General features: G+C 61.7%; 14 protein-coding genes and 1 pseudogene. 8 read left to right on the top strand and 7 right to left on the bottom strand.

The annotated features are described in order from the left end of the window. Positions 1-232 precede the first annotated feature (232 nt). A complete protein-coding gene (locus KME78_RS50235) occupies positions 233-424 on the bottom strand; it encodes an ATP-binding protein (RefSeq protein ID WP_281429105.1) in 192 nt (63 codons plus the stop codon). 137 nt (positions 425-561) lie between these two features. Next, a complete protein-coding gene (locus KME78_RS50230) occupies positions 562-1,371 on the bottom strand; it encodes a GntR family transcriptional regulator (protein ID WP_308127431.1) in 810 nt (269 codons plus the stop codon). Between the two features lie 72 nt (positions 1,372-1,443). Here KME78_RS50230 and KME78_RS50225 point away from each other — a divergent pair, with 72 nt between their 5' ends. From KME78_RS50225 to KME78_RS50205, 5 genes are all read left to right on the top strand, one after another. Further along, positions 1,444-1,845 carry a hypothetical protein gene (locus KME78_RS50225; RefSeq protein WP_219537110.1) on the top strand — a complete coding sequence of 134 codons (402 nt, stop codon included), beginning with the start codon at positions 1,444-1,446 and terminating at the stop codon, positions 1,843-1,845. A gap of 1,535 nt (positions 1,846-3,380) precedes the next feature. Then, positions 3,381-3,938, top strand: coding sequence for a hypothetical protein (locus KME78_RS50220; RefSeq protein WP_219537109.1), 558 nt, complete (start codon positions 3,381-3,383; stop codon positions 3,936-3,938). Between the two features lie 48 nt (positions 3,939-3,986). Further along, entirely contained in the window at positions 3,987-4,658 is a 672-nt protein-coding gene (locus KME78_RS50215; protein ID WP_219537108.1) for a response regulator transcription factor, read from the top strand. Next, positions 4,655-5,983 carry a sensor histidine kinase gene (locus tag KME78_RS50210; RefSeq protein WP_219537107.1) on the top strand — a complete coding sequence of 443 codons (1,329 nt, stop codon included), beginning with the start codon at positions 4,655-4,657 and terminating at the stop codon, positions 5,981-5,983. The genes KME78_RS50215 and KME78_RS50210 overlap by 4 nt, the downstream gene beginning before the upstream one ends. 1,289 nt (positions 5,984-7,272) lie before the next feature. Continuing rightward, positions 7,273-11,208, top strand: coding sequence for a wHTH domain-containing protein (locus KME78_RS50205; protein ID WP_219537106.1), 3,936 nt, complete (start codon positions 7,273-7,275; stop codon positions 11,206-11,208). A 593-nt stretch (positions 11,209-11,801) separates the two neighbouring features. On the opposite strand, the gene KME78_RS50200 is transcribed toward KME78_RS50205, so the two are convergent. Continuing rightward, positions 11,802-12,257 (bottom strand): winged helix-turn-helix domain-containing protein, encoded by a 456-nt coding sequence (locus tag KME78_RS50200; RefSeq protein ID WP_219537105.1) that lies wholly within the window; start codon positions 12,255-12,257, stop codon positions 11,802-11,804. A gap of 138 nt (positions 12,258-12,395) precedes the next feature. Between KME78_RS50200 and KME78_RS50195 the strand changes: the two genes are divergently transcribed. From KME78_RS50195 to KME78_RS65405, 3 genes are all read left to right on the top strand, one after another. Then, positions 12,396-12,665, top strand: coding sequence for a hypothetical protein (locus KME78_RS50195; RefSeq protein ID WP_219537104.1), 270 nt, complete (start codon positions 12,396-12,398; stop codon positions 12,663-12,665). Positions 12,666-13,201: 536 nt separating this feature from the next. Beyond that, positions 13,202-13,891 carry a GntR family transcriptional regulator gene (locus KME78_RS50190; protein ID WP_246653910.1) on the top strand — a complete coding sequence of 230 codons (690 nt, stop codon included), beginning with the start codon at positions 13,202-13,204 and terminating at the stop codon, positions 13,889-13,891. 220 nt (positions 13,892-14,111) lie between these two features. Continuing rightward, positions 14,112-14,798, top strand: a complete 687-nt coding sequence (locus KME78_RS65405; RefSeq protein WP_219537214.1) for a phosphotransferase family protein — start codon at positions 14,112-14,114, stop codon at positions 14,796-14,798. Here KME78_RS65405 and KME78_RS50180 read toward each other — a convergent pair. The 4 genes and pseudogenes from KME78_RS50180 to KME78_RS50165 all read right to left on the bottom strand — a co-directional run. Then, positions 14,795-15,130: pseudogene (locus tag KME78_RS50180) on the bottom strand (GNAT family N-acetyltransferase); the annotation flags it as partial. The gene KME78_RS65405 and the pseudogene KME78_RS50180 overlap by 4 nt on opposite strands. A gap of 437 nt (positions 15,131-15,567) precedes the next feature. Then, the gene (locus KME78_RS50175; RefSeq protein ID WP_219537101.1) at positions 15,568-16,257 is read right to left on the bottom strand and encodes a hypothetical protein; all 690 of its coding nucleotides are present in this window, start codon (positions 16,255-16,257) and stop codon (positions 15,568-15,570) included. 543 nt (positions 16,258-16,800) lie between these two features. After that, positions 16,801-17,157 carry a hypothetical protein gene (locus KME78_RS50170; protein WP_219537100.1) on the bottom strand — a complete coding sequence of 119 codons (357 nt, stop codon included), beginning with the start codon at positions 17,155-17,157 and terminating at the stop codon, positions 16,801-16,803. Between the two features lie 42 nt (positions 17,158-17,199). Next, positions 17,200-17,456, bottom strand: a 257-nt coding sequence (locus KME78_RS50165; RefSeq protein ID WP_219537099.1) for a transposase family protein, incomplete at its 5' end; no start/stop codon positions are given.

Here is a 17,456-nt window from a genome sequence, read left to right as displayed (position 1 = left end):
TGTCTCACCCATATGCCAGCCGGGTTGGCTCGGCAAGGGAGTAATACGTTCGCGGATCGGTGGAGCCTTTGCACGGGAATCCACCTGCGAGCGTCAGCGACAGGCGGGACTCCGGGAAAGGCCCGCCCCTTTGTACGGTGTTCGTCTTGGTCGGCGACTAGAACCGCTGTCAATGGTCAGGTGCGTGTCGCGGCTGGTGGCCGGATTAAGGTCCCCGCTCTTTCGTAGTTGACTACTTCTTGGTGAGGCGTGCTGGTGTCCTGGTTCGTCCCTGTTTCATGCGGAAGGACTCGCCCTCGGTGACCACGACGATGCTGTGGTGCAGGAGTCGGTCCAGCAGACTGACGGCGGTGGTGTGCTCGGGCAGGAAGCGTCCCCATTGGTCGAAGGGCCAGTGTGAGCCGATCCCGATTCTTGTGGGCAAGTGCGACACGACTCGGGTGCGAGCGTCAGTTCATGCGCGTAAAGCCCGCAACCAGAAGCATTCCGTCGCCGCCTGGAACAGGTCGGAGATGTTGAAGCCCTCCGCCCGGTTCCGGAGAACCGGGTCGCGAGCCGAGATCAGGCGCCCTCCCCGGCGGATAGCTTGTCGGAGACTGAGGCACGACCCATCTTGCCGCTGTAGACCAGTGCGAACCGGTCGGCCGGTACCACGATGTCTGCCGTCTCTACCTGCGTCTCCCCGGCGTAGTACGTACGTTGAATCGTCACCATGATCGAGCCGGGCGGGTGCTGCAGACGCTCGCACTCCTCGGCCGTCCCGAGCCGTGCCGCGACCTCTTCCACCCAGTCGTCAATGGGCATGCCGATGCTCAGCATGCGCTCGGCCACTCCGCGACCGGCCAACATCCCGTCCTCCGGCAACACGATCGGCGTCCCACGGGTAACTCCGAGCGGTTCCCAACTGGTCGAGAGCATGACCGGCTCCCCATCGGCCAAGAAGACATAGTCAGTTCGCACCACGTCTTCCACGTCTCCCCCGTGCTCATCAAGGCCCAGACGGTCGCGAATCTCTGGTGGGGCCTGGATCGTCTGTGACTTGTAGGTCCAGCCGGCCTCACGGCCCTGCCGCTCCATGTCCTGCCTGAACGGCGAGCCGTACGGGGTCGCACGATGCCACGCGCGGATCATCCGTTGCGGCTCCCGGGGCAGACGGACATAAGTGCCCGAGCCGGATCGAGCAACGGCGAGGCCTTCGGAGATGAGCACCTTCAGCGCCTCAGCAGCCGTCGAGCGCGAGATGCCCAAATCGGTCGCCAGGCTCGGCACAGACGGAAGGCGATCGCCTTCCTGAAATTCCCCTGACGCGATCCTCCTGCGCAACGTGTCTGCTACGCGGAGATACATGGGGCGATCAGCATCTCGATCCACGCCGGTAGCGTGACAGCCTTACCAGCAAGCTTCAAGCTTACGGACAGATACCGAACCTACACAGAAGGTTGCGTGGTGTACCGGCTGTCTCTATCCCCCGCCGACACGTGCATCGAGAGTGTCGGCCACTGGGCACGCGCTGTCGCCCAGACTGAACACCCGGATCTCGCAAGCGACGCCGAGCAAGCCACCCGCGCTCTGGTGTCTGCTGCCATCCGGCGCACCAAGCGAAACGAACTCATCCACACACAGATCGACGTGACTCCCGACAGCCTGCGCATCGAGGTCCACGATCCGGGCGGTTTCGACGACACCGGGGGCTTCGAGACAGCCGAACTATCCAGCGCCGCCATATCCTTCGGCGCGTCCGGCGACCACAGCGGGCATCGGACATGGGTCATCCTGCGCAAGCGTAGTGAGGCGCGCCATGACCCCCCGGCAATGACCACGGGGGCAAGGCAAGCCGGGAGCTAAGAACAGACGCCGGCTTGAACAGGCGCTCGCGGGCGAACGAACAGGCGACGACCGCCATTCGTGGCCTGGCAGAACCACGAAACGCCCACGACAGGGCTACACACCTCGCTGACGACATGTCCACGATGGCCCACTCAGCTGTGCCTGACCCGGACCTGCTGGACGCGTTCAGACGCTTCTACGTCTGGCGTGACCCTCTCGGCGATTGGCGTGCAAGGCCGCTGCCCAAACTGGCCACCGAGGAGATCGCCTGTGGCCTTCAGCAGAAGTTGGTGGCCCACACGTCCCTGGAACTCGCCTTTGCCTGCACGTGGCAGCGGAGTCGCCGGAGCGTCTACCGCTACCTGCAGGCGTACGCCGTCGAAGCGACGTGTCGTGGTCCAGCTTCCTGATCTGCCTGCACCACGGTGGGAGTCCCTGCTTCGGCCAAGGGACCGCATTCGGATCACGGAGACCTCATGCTGTGGGGCGTACGAGTGGGCCTGCCAGGGAGGCGAGTTCCTGATCCTCCGGGCCAAGCGGCCGGAGGGCTACGGGGAGATGGGAAGAGGGCTCTATCAGCAGGCGCGTTCCATCTGGGTAGCTCTCCTCGCCGAGCACGAGAAGGAACACCTTATAGACCAAACCCGTGCCGCCGCTAAATTCAGGCGCCGCAACCGAAGAGCACGCAAAGAGCCCACAGCGTTATCGCGGCTACGCGTCTCCTGAAGGCGCGGCGGGTGGCGGAACAACCCACGCCTCGTGTTTGGCCGCAGTCAACGTCAACCCAGACGCGGTGTGCAACTGGCATCTCAACGTAAAGGCCCGGATGGAGAAGCTGGCTGTGGCCCACAACTGGCCCAAGGCCAGCGAGCGTCAAGCGCTTCGCGGCTGGAAGGACCAGACGAGCATCCATGACACCCGGCGTGCCGCGGGCAGGCGTCAGGCGTCCGGCACGGTGCACGACGCGCCCAACCCGAACCGGTACCGGATACCGTCCCACGGAGGTGGTGCGCGCCATCTTGGCGACCTGCCCCCGGTACAAAGATCAAGACGACACCGTCTTCGCGCGAAAACCACGACGACCACGCCACCATCACAATCGAGGTGCCCTCTGCAGATGCCGCAACGACTAAGGCATTCCTCGTCGAGCAGCTGATTTCGCAGAGGTTCGTGAAGATGTAGCCTCCGCCCGCGAGCTGCGCCCGGCCGAGGGTACCGGGTGAGGGACGGCGAGCGGGACCGACGGGCGGCAATGGCCTGTCGTCGCCGCTCGGCAGGATCGGTGCGGAGGAGGGGCAGCGTCCGGCTCGCCAATGGGTGCTCAAGGCCCGCCCAAGCTGAGCCCTGGTGGACCGCGCTCGCCCGAGCGCTCGGGCGAGCGCGGTCCCGGTCACTTTCGAATCCTGAGCGAGCAGGGCTGCCACCTGGGCTCGCCGGTCGTGACTTATTCGCCTATAGGGCTTTTCTAAGGTTCGCCGACGGATCGGTGAAGGTGGCCCGAGTTGGCTGGCAGCAGCAGCCGGAGGCGCCGGCCGCTCGGGAGGAGGAGCGACATGGACCGACGAAAGGCAGGGCTGGCCGCCGGGATGGTCGCGGTGCTGGTGCTCGGCGGATCGGGGGCGCTGGCCGCCTCACCCCAGCCGAGCCCCACCGGTGAACCGTGCGCCCAGACCGTGACGTGCTCACCCGCCGACCTGGCGAAGCTGAAGGAGCAGGCGGCCAAGGATGACGCGATCAAGTCGGACCGGGCCAAGGCGGACGACCCCGGCAAGGACGCGGTCGATTGCACGACCGGCATGAGAGAGCCCGGGTCCGTCGATCCGCAGAAGCGGGCCGACGACAAGCAGCCCTCGCCCATCGACTCGAAAAAGCTGACCCAGGCGCTGGCTGACGCGCTGGGAGTCGGCCTCGATCGGGCGGCCACCGCTGCGGACGGGCTGATTCGGCTCGGCGAACAGGGCGGGATAAGGCCGGACTCGCCGGAGTTCGCCGCGGTGGCCGAGCGCCTCGGCGTGTCGACGAATCGGCTGAAAGAGGCGCTGACCGCGTTCAAGCTGGGGCACGCACCGAAGGACCTCACGCCGAGCCCCGCCACGAAGCCGGGCTCCTGATCCTCCGGCGGGTGGGCGGCGGCGAGGTTCATCTAGGAGAGTGTCATCATGCACGTCCTTGTGGCCGATGACGACGAGGCGGTGCGCCGCTCGCTCACGCGGGCACTCGCCCGCGAGGGATATCACGTGACCACCGCCGCCGACGGCCTCCGCGCTCTGGAGGTCGCCGGCGGCGGGCGGCAGGACGCGGTGGTGCTGGACATCATGATGCCCGTACTGGACGGCCTGGAGGTGTGCCGCCGGCTCCGGGCGGGCGGCGACCGTACGCCGATCCTGATGCTCACAGCTCGCGACCTGGTCACCGACCGGGTGGCCGGGCTGGACGCCGGGGCCGACGACTACCTGGTCAAGCCATTCGCGCTGGAGGAACTGCGGGCCCGGTTGCGCGCCTTGCTGCGGCGCAGCGGCGCGGTGGACGAGGTGTTGCACTTCGCCGACCTGAAACTGGACACCCAGGCCTGCCGGGCCTCCCGCGGTGCGCGGGTGCTCGACCTGACCAGGACCGAGTACACCCTGCTCAAGATGTTCCTGCGCAACCCGAACCGGGTGCTGAGCCGCGAGGTGATCTTCGACGCGGTCTGGGGGTACGACTTCGGCCAGTCCTCCAACGCGCTGTGGGTCTACATCAGCTATCTGCGGGCCAAGCTGGAGGCCGGGGACGAGCCGCGGTTGATCCAGACGGTGCGCGGGCTCGGTTACGTCCTGCGGGAGGAGCCGTGAAGCTGCGTACCAGGGTCGCACTGGCGGGGGCGGCCGTGGTGGCGGCCGCGCTGCTGGCGGCCTCGCTGGTGCTGTATCCGTCGACGGCGGCCGGCCTGGCCGGCCAGCACGACGGAGAGCTGATACTGGCCGCGGTCCAGGTGCCCCGACTGCTGAAGACGTTGAAGGTCACGTCCGCGCCGCTGCCCACGAGCCCGGTCACCGCAGGCAACACGCTGCTGCAGTTCGTCCCGCCTCCGGTGGAGCCGGGGGCGTTGGGTGGCTTCGTCCCGCTCACCGTCAGGGACGCCGAGGTCGCGGCGGGCAGGAGTTCCCCGTACTTCCAGGACACGAGCTACCTTGGGGTGCGCTACCGCCTCTACACGGCTCCGCTGGACGAGATCGACCAGGCGCTGGTACGCACCGCGTTTCCGCTGGATCGGGACGACGCGACCCTGAACCGGTTGAAGCTGCTGCTGGCGGCGCTGACGCTGGGCGGCGCGCTGATCGCAGGGATAGGCGCGCGGCTGCTGGCGGGGCGGGTACTGCGCCCCATCGGCCGCCTGACCGACGTGGTCGAGCGCGTCACCGCCACCCGTACGCTCACCGCCGGCGGCCTGGACGGCAGCGGGCGCGACGAGGTCGCCCGGCTGGCCCGCTCCTTCACCACGATGACGGGCGCGCTGAACGAGTCGCTGCTGGCCCAGCGGCGCCTGGTCGCCGACGCGTCGCACGAGCTACGTACCCCGCTGACCAGCCTCATCACCAATCTGGAATTGCTGGGCGAAGGGCGCGGCACCGCCGACCCGCAGGCGCCGGCCCTGGTACGGGAGGCCCGCGCGCAGACCGGGGAGCTGCGGGTATTGGTTAACGATCTGGTTGAACTGGCGAGGTACGGCGACGTCCAGATCCACATCGAGGACGTCCGCCTGGACCTGGTGGCCGAGCGCGTGCTGGAGAGGGCGCGAGCGCGGGTGCGGAACGTGCGGCTGCTGGGCGAACTCGACGAGTGCCTGGTGTCCGCGGACCCGGACGCCGTCGAACGCGCCGCCGCCAACCTGGTCGACAACGCGATCAAGTGGAGCCCGCCGGGTGGCGAGGTGCTGGTGCGGGTGGATCCGGCCGGCACGCTGTCGGTCGCCGACCAGGGGCCCGGCATCGCGCCGGAGGACCTGCCCTTCGTCTTCGACCGTTTCTACCGTGCCGATGCGGCCCGGTCGCTGCCCGGCTCGGGGCTCGGCCTGGCCATCGTGCGGCAGATCGCCGAGGCGCACGATGGCACGGTGCGGGCCGAGCCGCTCCAGCGAGGGGTCCGACTGGTCTTGTCACTGCCTATCGCGACCTGAGCCCTGCCGCCTACTTCGACTCTCCAGGAGGCCCGGAGCGGACTCGGTCAGGATCGCAGAGGCGCGTAATCTGTCGCCTCGATGGTGTGCCACAGCACCTGAGGGCTGACGGGCCGTGGCGGATCCTGGTGTGCTGATCGTCGGTGCGGAGTCTCAACGGTCGGAGCCATGAACAACTGAGCGGCGGTACGCCAGTTGGATCAAGGTCCCACAGATGGTCCACAACCAGAGACCGTCAACGAGAACGGGCGGGACTCCGTGAGAGTGGAGGCCCGCCCGTACCTGCGATGTTTGCCCTGCTCAGCGGCCAAAACCGCCGGTCAAGATCGTGTGCCCCCTGTAGGATTCGAACTTACGCACCCGGCTCCGGAGAGGGTTGCACATCCCATTTCCAAGCCTCGTCTGACCTGTAGAAACGCTGCTGGACACCTTCCTGATGACGTTGCTGGTCCACAACAGGTCCACGGTGAAGATGAGGGACTTCTCGCCCGCTCGATCCCCGGATCGGCCGGCCATCGAGTGGTACGAGGAAACGACCGCCGCCTGGAAGGGTAGCCGAGGTCGGTGATAAACCACAGCAGTGAAGCCGGGCGCCTGCTTCGGCCTTGAAGACAAGGTGGGCCGAAGGGGCTGAGGCCACTGAAGGACATACCTGGGCACCGCACGGAACTCGGCCTGCGGTGCGTGACAAAGGTGCCGCGCACGTCAACATGGCCTTTGTCCGCTACGGGGTCGGAGAGTGCTCGCACCTGTTCCGCCAGCCTGTCATCGACTGCGGCTCCCAGGGGCGAGCCCAAGGCCATGTCCTGGTACGACTACCCGAGCCCTGAACACGGCTACCCGCACCACATGGGCGCACCCTTGGCGTGGTTGTAGGACAAACCCATTGGGCGTCTGGCCAGCCAGCTGTCCAACTTCGCCCGCCGAACACGCCGACTGGATATGCACCGTCCAGCTTTCCGCCCATGCTCCCGACCTGAATCGCGCCGAACATCGCCGTCACCGACCTGATCCGACTCGTCCGGATCCAAAGCGCAAGCGAAGAAGATCCAAACCGGCCCCGCCTACTCACCGGCTTCCTGACTCAGACCAGACTCGCCCTCGGCACCCCGCCATACACATGACTGACCTTCCGGATTCAACCTGTGTATCACATACGGATCGACTAGGCTCATAGTGAGAGTCAACTTACGATAGCCCCATCCAATAAGTGCAGCCTTTCATTGGAAATAGACAGCTAAGAAGAGCGGTTATCTAGCAATTCAACCTCTTAGCCGAGGGGGGGAAGCGTGGCGCAAGAGAAAGACAACCGCAATGTGGTTGAGAATTGTACCGTAGAAGGATCGGTCGTTCAGGTTGGAACAGCAGCACAACTTTCGGTCTATTTCAGCGGATCAAATCCCGACTCTGGAGCAGAGACACGGGACAGTTGGATATCTCTGGTACTGGAGTCGGATGTCTGGCAGCATGTCAGCAGCGGACGTGACGCAACCCATCACAGACAACAAGTAGTTGAAATTGTGTCGAGCCTAGTGCATTTGCGTGACAAAGCAGAGCGTCAGCTAATCTCCGACCAATGGCAGGACCCTGGCATTGTACCGCGGTTTCTCGAACGTATAGAATGGCTGCTAGATGAGCCCGACCGAGGCTCATCGGTAGACTTCTACCCAGCTGAAGCGGCGCTTCTAGTTATCTTGCCTTGTTTGTATCGAGTGCAATCTCTACGACTTGCGGCGCGCTACTCTAAAATCGATCCATCCAAGCTCAATCGGATGCCCGAGGCAAGCATTGAAAGACAAGACTTCGAAACTTTTGTCGAAGGGTACGATCTACTAGTTCAACGAGCGCTGCGGCGCCCAAAGGTCGAAGAGACAGTCGGCTGGTGGCTATTTCATCGCTGGCTTATAGGGCTCGAAGAATCCTCTTATCAGACCTCGGTTCAAGAGCTATACGACGTGCTTCAAATTGGCAATGCACTGAAAGAAATCGTCAAGCCCGATACTCTGAGTAAACTGCTTCATGGCCTGCGACGCGGTCCCGACGTTTGCAATCCAGAGTATCTGAGCACACTTCAGTCGGATGAGCGACTTCGAGGAAACCAAAGAATCCGAGAGCAACGACTTGCCCTGATAATCGCGTTGGCGTATGGCACCACTATTGAAATGGCCTCCTTGCCTGAGGTGGTGGTGGAGCACCTCGGCATCCCGTATTCAGTAGACTTGGCGCAGCTTCGTCACACTGTAGAGCAGGCTAATTGGGGTGGATCTCGTGACCTACCCGTGCTGCGTGCCGAATGTCACCACGAGGCCGTTATAGAAGCACTCAATGAGTACACGGTGCGGGTGGACGAGCTTCTCCATGCAGTCCACCGCACGGTGCGAGAACGAATCAATCAGCCCATGCCAGCATTGCCGACTCGCCTTTCATCTCACGGTGTTGTTCCCGCTGAAGGCGTGTTCGATGGATGGGCAAGCTTCCGTCTAGACGAGCGGCGGATTCGTGATGTCCTAATGGGGGTGGAGCTCTATAAAGACTCTGATATGGCAGTTCGGGAGTTGTATCAGAATGCTCTTGACGCCTGTCGTTACCGTCGCGCAAGAACTGAATACCTAGACCGGACGGAAGACGCTTCTTACGCCTATACGGGCCAGATCGTATTCAGGCAAGGATTAGATGAGGACGGTAGGCATTTTTTGGAGTGTTGCGATAACGGGATCGGTATGGGGGACGCGGAGCTTCGCGGCGTCTTCTCTAGTGCGGGTGCTCGTTTTGCCGAGCAACCAGACTTCAAACTTGAGGTCTCCAGGTGGAATCGACTGGAACCGCCCGTAGCCCTATTTCCGAACAGCCGGTTCGGAATCGGAGTTCTAAGCTATTTCATGCTTGCTGATGAGATACGCGTAACTACGTGCCGAATGAGTCCGGCCGGCACGCTCGGCCCTCTACTGCGGGTATCCATCTTTGGCCCCGGAAACCTTTTCAGAATCGGCACATTGACAGAGAAGGGATCCGAATCTGGAACAAAGGTGCGATTGTATCTAAAGAACCTACCAGACAACGATACCGACTGGTCTTGTGTGGACGTACTTAAGAGGCTACTTGGCATAGCAGAATTTTCCACCATTGTGCAACATGGGGACCGGCAAGAGAGCTGGGAACCTGGTCAGCTGTATCTACGAAAGCAGCCGTCCAAAGAACGGTTCGGTTTGAATACTTATGGTAGACAAACCGTATGGACGGGAGCCCCACCGGGAACACAAGTAATCTGGTGCGAAGAAGGTGGGGCAATCCTAGTAGACGGATTGGTGGTGCAGCCTGCGATTCGCCGTGGCGTGTTGTCGTCGACCCAGTCAGGGTTAACGGGAGCTGTGGTTAACCTTTCTTGCGCATATGCACCTGAAAGGCTTTCGGCCGACCGGTCTCAGATACTAAATGATATCTCAGGCCAAGTACGTGGGCTACTGGCAGAGGCAACACAAGCTCTACTTGTTGACTCGCCTTTGGACTTTGAATGGATTTCGCGGATAGCCGAAGGCAGTGTGCAACTATCCGATATTATTACGAACGCAGCTATAAAGAAGGGTCACTGTATAAAGTTCAGAGATCGGGAGATCGATATAAGGATAGCGGGATGCCTGCCAGGGGATGCGTCAATTGTGCCACCGAGCAACAATAAAGGGCGAACTAATAAAGGGCAACCTTCATGGGCGTCCATCATTGGCAACGTACCTGATTATATTCTTCTCTGGAGACTTCTAGCGCATCGACCAAATAGGACTCTTTCTGTCCTGGCCGAGATTTGCCCAACAATCAACAATGTCGGTTGCACACTTGCCGCGATTCCCTCTGATCAATTGCTGCTTGCCAGTAGAAGCGAAGACTCGAAGTATTGGCATTGGCACAGAGGCTTGGCCTCATCAATAACCGATGGGCTCGCCGAGGTTGCGGAACGATTGGAAGTATCATTGCAGAGCTCGGCAGAACGAGCAGCTGCACTTGGCCTGCATCCGTTCCATCCGACAGGATTCTCTGATTCGTGCACTATATCTCGTGCTGACCTTGAGATCCTGCAAGGCAGCGGGGGCAGGTTTGTAGGTGAAGGCGAATCACCTACCGTGCAGGACTTGCTGCTGGCAGAATCCCGGACGAGCCTCGATATACAAGAGATTGTGCCTCGATGGCGATCCCTTGGAATCGATGTACCCGAGAGCATTGTTACCGTTGCTATCAATGCGGATGATGTGCTGCTAATGCGGAACCTTGGAGAAGGTCATTCGACATGGCTGGATCCCACCGAGGTTGTCCCACCTGGGCATATCGCGCAGAGTGCCCTAAAGCTGGGACTTCCCGTTGATGAAGTATGCAGCAGGCTAGTGCGTTATGGGTTGCGTATTTCCTCTGAGCAAGCTTTAGCTAGTTCATTGTCTGACGCAACTTTAAAGCTGCTCAGCAGAGGACTAGACGGTTGCTGGCCATGGCTGAGTCCCGAGGACCAGGTTCCTCCAGGATTCATACTGGCTGCGGCGCAGGAGTTAGGGCTAACGCCGGGTGCGATTCTGGATGAACTTCATATGTTCGGCTTCTCTGCGCCTGCGGCTCTTCCTGCCGAGTTGCGGTTCGACGACCTTCCACTTCTCCAGGACGGAGATGAGGAGTTTCTTCAGCCTCCCGGGCCGATTAGCTACATGCACCTACTAAAAAAGTCGGCTGATCTCAATTTGCCTCTATGTGAGTTTGTTGATCGGTTGAGGGAGTACGGTTTTGAGATACTGCCGCATTTTCCGAGTGAGCTTACCGCGCTTGATGAGGAACTGTTGGACGTAGATGGTCCTTGTGACTGGTGGTCGCTCTCGACCGCAGATATTATGCCTTTTGCTCGTCTGGTAATAGCCGCTCGATCACTTCACCGAAGCCCGGAAGAATTGGCCTCTCGATTGATGTCTTTTGGAATCGACACGTCATGCAATAAGCTTCCAGAGAACCTATCGTTCAGGGATTCCGTCGAGCTTCTTATTGATAATGAAGCGGGCGAAGAAGCATTCCTCTATTATAGGGATAAGTTTTCAATTCAGGAGCTACTTGAGCTCTCTCGAAAAATGCGTACGACGATTCCCCAGGTAACTATCTGGTTGCGCGAGCTCGGTGTACGGGTGCCTGATGTTGAAGAGACCATACGAGCTGCACTAGCCCGCGTTCCTCTTGCTCCTCTGCCGGAAAGCGATTGATACGGTTCTGGGTCATGTCGGCGAGGAATGCGTGGGGCCGCGATCAGAGTCCTTGTGTCGCAATATCACTTGCGATTTACGGAACGTCTGGCCCTTGTGATCTCCCAGCCTCGCCCGCGGCCGATGGACTTTCTAAGCTAATACGTCCGGAGAAACTATTGCCTTGAAATATCTGTCCCTGGATGATGCTTTGATTGACCTGGTTAACAGTGCGTGCTGGTGGCGTTTCATCTGAGCTTGGTTGGCCTGTCGCTTCTGGCTGTTGAGAGTTCTCCATGCCCCTGCTGCTCGCTACGCCATAAAACGCGACAGCCAGGCCCGCCAAGCCAACGAAAAGGCCTATCGTACTGGCTACTTTGTCAGCTTTTTCGAGACCTATCGATGCCAAATACGCTGCCAAGCTAAGCGTGGCCACGGTCGTAGTCGCCACGCCGATCCATCTCAGCTTATGTTTCCACACCCTGACATCATCATCTAAGACGTCGGTCTTGTGAAGCCCAAGGTCGGTTCTGCCGAGTTGCCAGAGACTGCAATCGTGCTCCACGCGCAGTTCGACTTTGTGGATCAGTTCAGTTTGGGTTGCCAGGCAGGAATCATTCCTTGAGAGATGTATCGTTCACGATTAGTTCTACGCGGTCGCCGCGTAGCACCTTTCGATGCTTACGCGGCCCGGGGGCGATCTCGAAGACCGGCACACCCTCAGGCATCCCGCCAAACTCACGCAGCTCCCCTGCCGTCGCAAGATCTCGCCGTTCATCGGGTGTTGGCATGCGCGCGATCACGCGTGTTCCGTACAGAACGTAGTGCGGCTCTCGTGTCGGCTCAATGGCCACCATTGACCCCCGCTTGCGAACAGTGGTGATCCTTCCCTCAGCTCGCAGGTAAGCCAGGGCCTCGCGAACGGTGTCGCGGCCTACTTCGTACATCTGGGCCAGTTGAGCCTCTGAGGGCAGCCACGCTCCTGGGCGGTAGCGGCCGGCGGTGATGTCGTCGCGGATCGCGTTGGCGACCTGGCGATACACCGGCACCCCAGAGCTGTAGTCGATCACAGCACACAAGTGTCACGTGGCTATGTTGCCATGAGCCTTGTGGCCATGAGGCCCTAGAGTTAACGTGGGCAAACGTCAGTCAGCGAGGATTTTTGGCTGACTTCCCTGTCCAACGCAACACGGGGAGATCAATCCCGCATGACTTCCATACTCGGTGTCTCGCCTCACGACCTGCGCGGCGCATTCAGACGCTTCTACGTGTGGCGCGACCAGCACGGCGTCTGGCGAGCGAGGCCGCTGCCCAAACTTGCCGCCGACGAGATCGCCTATGGCATCAAGCCGCAGCTCGAAGCCGACACGCTCCTAGAGCTCGCCTTCGCCTGCGCATGGCAGCGGTGCCGCCGCAACGTCTTCCGCTACCTGCAGGAGTACGCCGCAGAAGTGCCGAGCGGCCGTGTCGGCTCCTAACGTGCCCGTGCTGCGCTGGGAACCCTATCTGCGTCCTCGGACGGACCACATTCGGATCACTGAGACATCATGCTGTGGAGTGTTCGAGTGGGCGAGCCAGGGTGGCCAGTTCCTCGTTCTCCGTGCTGCGTATCCGGAGGGCCACGAGGAGGCTGGCAGGGGACGCTACGAGCATGCGCGCGAGGTCTGGATGATGCTCATCGCCGAGTTCGAGAGGGAGCACGAATGTAGAGACCCGGACGATGTCGCCATCGAAGCCGGGTGGTGCGGCCACACAAAACCCGCCAGGCGTCCGAGGCCTAAACGGTCGCGTACATCTACCGTAGGCGCTGCTCCAGGGGATGCGTAGAGCGTCGCAGTCCCTCATGCTCCGCGCTCAGAGACCTCGACTGAGACATGTTGACCAACCTGGCGCCATATCGCGTCCTTGGTCCAACGAGGGGAAGACTCTAGAGGAGGCGTGGAGCCGCGATACTCCGCAGGTCCTGGCCTGTCCGCCCTACCCTAGAGACGATATGCCTCGGCGAGGGAGCGCGATGAGCAAGGCGAAGGATGGCCCCACCTACGTTCGGATAGCCGAGGATATCCATCGCCGCATTCGCGAGGGAGATCCACCTGCTGGCGGCATGCTGCCCTCCGAGGCGATCCTTGCCCGCACGTACGGCGTGGCACGAGGAACCGTACGCCAGGCCGTCGCCGAGCTGGAGCGTACGGGACTGGTAGCCGGCGAGGCAGGCCGCGGACGTCGCGTGGTGGGAGAAGTGCCGTCAGGCGGCCGCCGTGCGGCCTCGACCCAGTACGAAGCAATCGCCGAGGCGATGCGCAAGCGCATCGAGAGCGGCGAACTCGCGGCCGGCCAACAGCTACCGGGTGAGGCAGCCACCGCGAACGAGTATGGCGTCTCGAAGGGGACTGTCCGGCAGGCGTTCCAGTTGCTTGCCTCTGAGCAGCTGATCGCCTCTGTCCATGGGAAGGGGTGGTTCGTTGGCGGGCCCGATCATGCGCATACGCGGGCTGACGATGTTGCTGCTTCCCTACGACAGGACATAGCGGGCGGTCAGTTCGCCATAGGTGCCGTGCTCCCCGGAGAGAATGCACTGGCCCAAGAGCGAGGCGTTGGTCGTATCACTGTCAGGCGAGCATTCGCGCTGCTAGAAGCAGAGGGGATAGTCGAGAAGCGCGCCGGAAGAGGTCGCGTGGTCAAGACGCAACCAAAGGGCTCCTAGTGACCGTGTTCCGGTCAGCCGCAGTCCCCTTCACATCTCAGGAAGCACATACGACCCTTCGTGATGCCTGTCGGGTCGCCGCCCTCGCGAGCGACGACGCGCGGTTGATCCGCCTTGGGGAGAACGCCCTGTTCGTTCTGGCCGCCGAACACGTCGTTGTGCGAATCGCCCGGAGCGTGGACGTTCTTGATGATGCCCGCAAGGAGGTAGCCGTGTCGGCCTGGCTCCACGAGGCGGGGCTGCCAGCGGCACGGACGACTCACCACGCCCAGCCACTCATCATCAGAGACAGGCCCGTAACTTTCTGGGACTTCATCGAGAACGGTGGCGGTCCCCCGGCTTTGATCGACCTAGCCGAGGTCTTGCGCGTTCTCCATCAGATGTCCGTTCCTGCAAATCTGGCCCTCCCGCAGCTCGACATCCTTGGGCGCGTGGCAGAGCGTATCTCCTCGACGATGTCCTCTCGGATGAGGAACGCCAGTTCCTGTCGAGGAAGGAGCAGGAGTTGCGGGCAGCGTACGAAACCCTGAGCCTTCCCCTCGCTGCCGGTGCTGTCCACGATGACGCTCACTCCGACAACCTCATCAAGGCCACCGACGGCACCGTGGTGCTGATCGACCTTGAGCGTTTCGCGTTCGGCCCTCCCGAGACCGATCTTGCCGTCATAGCCATCGAACACAGCCTGGGATGGGGCACCCGTGCTGAATACAATCAGTTCGCTGAGCGGTACGGATTCGACGTCCTGACGTGGGAGGGCTATCCCGTGCTCAGGGACATCAACGAGTTGAAGATGACGACCTGGCTGATGCAGAACGTCAGCGAAGACAAGGCCATCGCACGCGAGTTCCGTAACCGTCTCTTCTGCCTCCAGAACCCGGACGCGCCTCGGCGGTGGCGAGCCTTCTAAACGCTTCGGATGCAGGCGTGCAGGTGCATGTCGTGTCGGCCGTCGTCATGCACGGCGGCGTTCCGCTTGGTGCCTTCCAGGAGGTAGCCGCACTTCGTGGCAACCCTGCAGGAGGCCATGTTGTGCGTCGAGTGGTCCAACTCCAGGCGGTGGAAGCCAATCTCGTCCAGGGCCCAGGTGGTGAGCGCCGTGAGGGCGCGGGAGGCCACGCCGGTGCCGCGAGCGGCTGGGAGCACCCAGTATGCGACTCCTGCTATGCCGTCGTCGAAGTACAGGCCGCGGAGTGCGATCCGGCCAAGCACCTCGCCGCCGTCGCGGGTGATCGCCCAGTGGCCACCCTTCTCTCGTTCTCAGTCCTGGTGATAGGTGTCGAACCAGCTTCCCGCCGTTTGGATCAGTTCACGTCGGCTCTGATGCGATGTCGACGCAGGCACCCGAGTCCAGATCTGTTCAGGCCTGTTCACCTGGCATGGCTCCCGCTTTGGCTCCCCTTTGGGGACTCGGCTAATCACGGCCCTGGCACAGGACTAACCCGCCCACGTGACGAGTCGACCTGTAGGCCGGGTCTTGTGCCTGCCCCGCTTTGAACTGGGCTGATGTACTGGACATACCGCTTGACCTGCTGCTGAGATCTCGCCAGTTCTCAGCGCTTCTGAGCAGCTCTCGCGCTGATGTGCCCCCGATGTGCCCTGATAGTTCCGCCATCGACAATTAGGCGTCAGAGGCCCTGCTCTTCAGTCTGAGGATTAAGTGTCAATCTCGACCACATCTAGCCGTCCGCAAGCCATCGGCGGCGGCGTAGCGAAGTCTCTTTGGATACAAGTACAGGATCAGACACGTCTATGGCGTCCCGGATTCTCGCCAGCGATGACTTGTTGGACAGGCCGACCTTTTTGAAGGAGATGCGTATCTCCCATTCAGAAGCATCCAAATTTTCGCCTGCGACAGTTAGCTCGATCCGAAACGCCCCCTCCCCCAAATAATCGCGCCCATCATAACGCTGAGGCCACCCAGCCAAACCCATGCCAAGATCCGGCCAAGGAGTGACCAAATTCCTCTTTGCCGCTCGCTTCTTTTCAACATGAGCGACGTCTATTCGACGCTGCATCCCAGCCGGAAGATCAAGTTCTCCCGTCCTGACCTCCGACCATGAGAGTTCCCGAAGGGCAAGTGTGTTCTCAGGTAATACGGATCCCTCCTCAGGCTCCACTTTGGAGACAATCACACGAACTTTTCTTGCCGTCTCTCGCCCTGGCCTGTTAGTAGCTCGGAGTCTTATCCAGACGCTACCCCAAGGGGGGCTCTCGTGAACGGCGATGTCCTCAGACGTTCGATCGAATTCAAGAGTCACTATCGGACGTAGCTTTGCCCGCTGCCATCCGGGGAGGAAAAGTGCTACTACCACCGCCGCGACAGTGCCGACAGCACTGAGCAGGGCCGAAATTGTGTCAATGCTCATTTTTCCTCCGGTTGAGCACACATCGTAGTCGTTGGACTACTGTATACACGCTCAAACGAAGACACATAGGCATAATTAATCTCAGACGTCATCCCGTCTGCCGTCGACCCGTCGCGAGATAGAGCGGGCCGGTGACGGAGGTGCAAGCCCGGCTTGACGCGTGCCGAGCGTGTGCACAGACCTGCACGGCCGGGCTTGCGGCGGAGGAGGCGGTCTGCTGGGCTCGCCTGGGTCGACAGCAGACGGGATGGACAAGCCCAGCCACCCCACCGCCCGCGCGTTTCGCCAGCGTCCATCCCGGAGCCGGAGTGCCCCCGCCGGAGGCGTTCACCACGTGTGGCCGCGCGGCGCCTGGCCCAGATCAGCCCGACACTTTCCTCCGTGTGCTGTCGCCTGGCGGCCCCTATTCGCTGTCCGCGCCAGACGACCGGGCTACCCAGCCCGTCCCGGAGCGGGAGCGCCAGCGGGAGCGAAGGGCGGGCGCCCGAGTCGTCGGCGCGTGCGGCCCGCGTGCGGGCCGCCTTGAGTATGAGAAGAAAGTTCTCACAGGGAATTGGATCGCCGGATGCGACAGCCGGAGCGGAGGGATCGCAGCAGTTCGCAAAACTCTTCGGTCTCAGGTTCGTCCGGGAAGCGCTGCTCAAGTACAGCATCTAGTTCCCCGGCGACCATGAGAAGAGAAGGAATGGATTTCCTGCCGGACTCCGTTGCTTCCCGCCCCAGCGAGATGGCTTCTTCGAGGTTCCCGTCTCGCGCAGCCGCTACACCTAGAGTGAGTTTGGCTTCAGCCATACGCATTGGAGCGCGGATGGTTCCGTCTGGTGCTACTGAGCTTGCCAGTACTTCATTCGCATGCATGACGGCAAGAGAGTCTTCGCCTGCGAGCCGATAAGCATCCATGGCGTAGAAGTCCCACTTGGCGGGATCTACAATGACCCCTTTTCATCCTCGCGCGACCTCGTAGTTCTGTAGGACGGCGATGGCCTTGCAGAGATGTCCGGCCTTGTGAGGGCAGCTACGTAGCTTGCGGAGGATGCGCCAGCTCTTCAGCTGGGCATTCGCGCGTTCGCCTGGGCCGCGAAGTCGAGCGTGTGAGCGGTTGGCCAGTTTCTGCGACTCGGGCTTGTTCTTGCCCTTGTAGGGCGTGATGACCGGGCCTTCTGCGCCCTGGTAGGCCTTGTCGGCGAGAGTGAGGATCC

It is taken from the genome of Nonomuraea guangzhouensis (genome assembly GCF_019396345.1).
GTDB classification, from domain to species: Bacteria; Actinomycetota; Actinomycetes; order Streptosporangiales; family Streptosporangiaceae; genus Nonomuraea; species Nonomuraea guangzhouensis.
The sequence above is the reverse complement of the archived record's forward strand: the minus strand, read 5'-3'. Positions and strand labels throughout refer to the sequence as shown.

Excerpts from the sequence above, each read along its gene's own strand:
- KME78_RS50220 (WP_219537109.1), top strand. The coding sequence starts at position 3,381 with ATGGACCGACGAAAGGCAGGGCTGGCCGCCGGGATGGTCGCGGTGCTG.
- KME78_RS50215 (WP_219537108.1), top strand. The coding sequence starts at position 3,987 with ATGCACGTCCTTGTGGCCGATGACGACGAGGCGGTGCGCCGCTCGCTC.
- KME78_RS50195 (WP_219537104.1), top strand. The coding sequence starts at position 12,396 with ATGACTTCCATACTCGGTGTCTCGCCTCACGACCTGCGCGGCGCATTC.
- KME78_RS50190 (WP_246653910.1), top strand. The coding sequence starts at position 13,202 with ATGAGCAAGGCGAAGGATGGCCCCACCTACGTTCGGATAGCCGAGGAT.
- KME78_RS50175 (WP_219537101.1), bottom strand. The coding sequence starts at position 16,257 with ATGAGCATTGACACAATTTCGGCCCTGCTCAGTGCTGTCGGCACTGTC.
- KME78_RS50170 (WP_219537100.1), bottom strand. The coding sequence starts at position 17,157 with ATGGATGCTTATCGGCTCGCAGGCGAAGACTCTCTTGCCGTCATGCAT.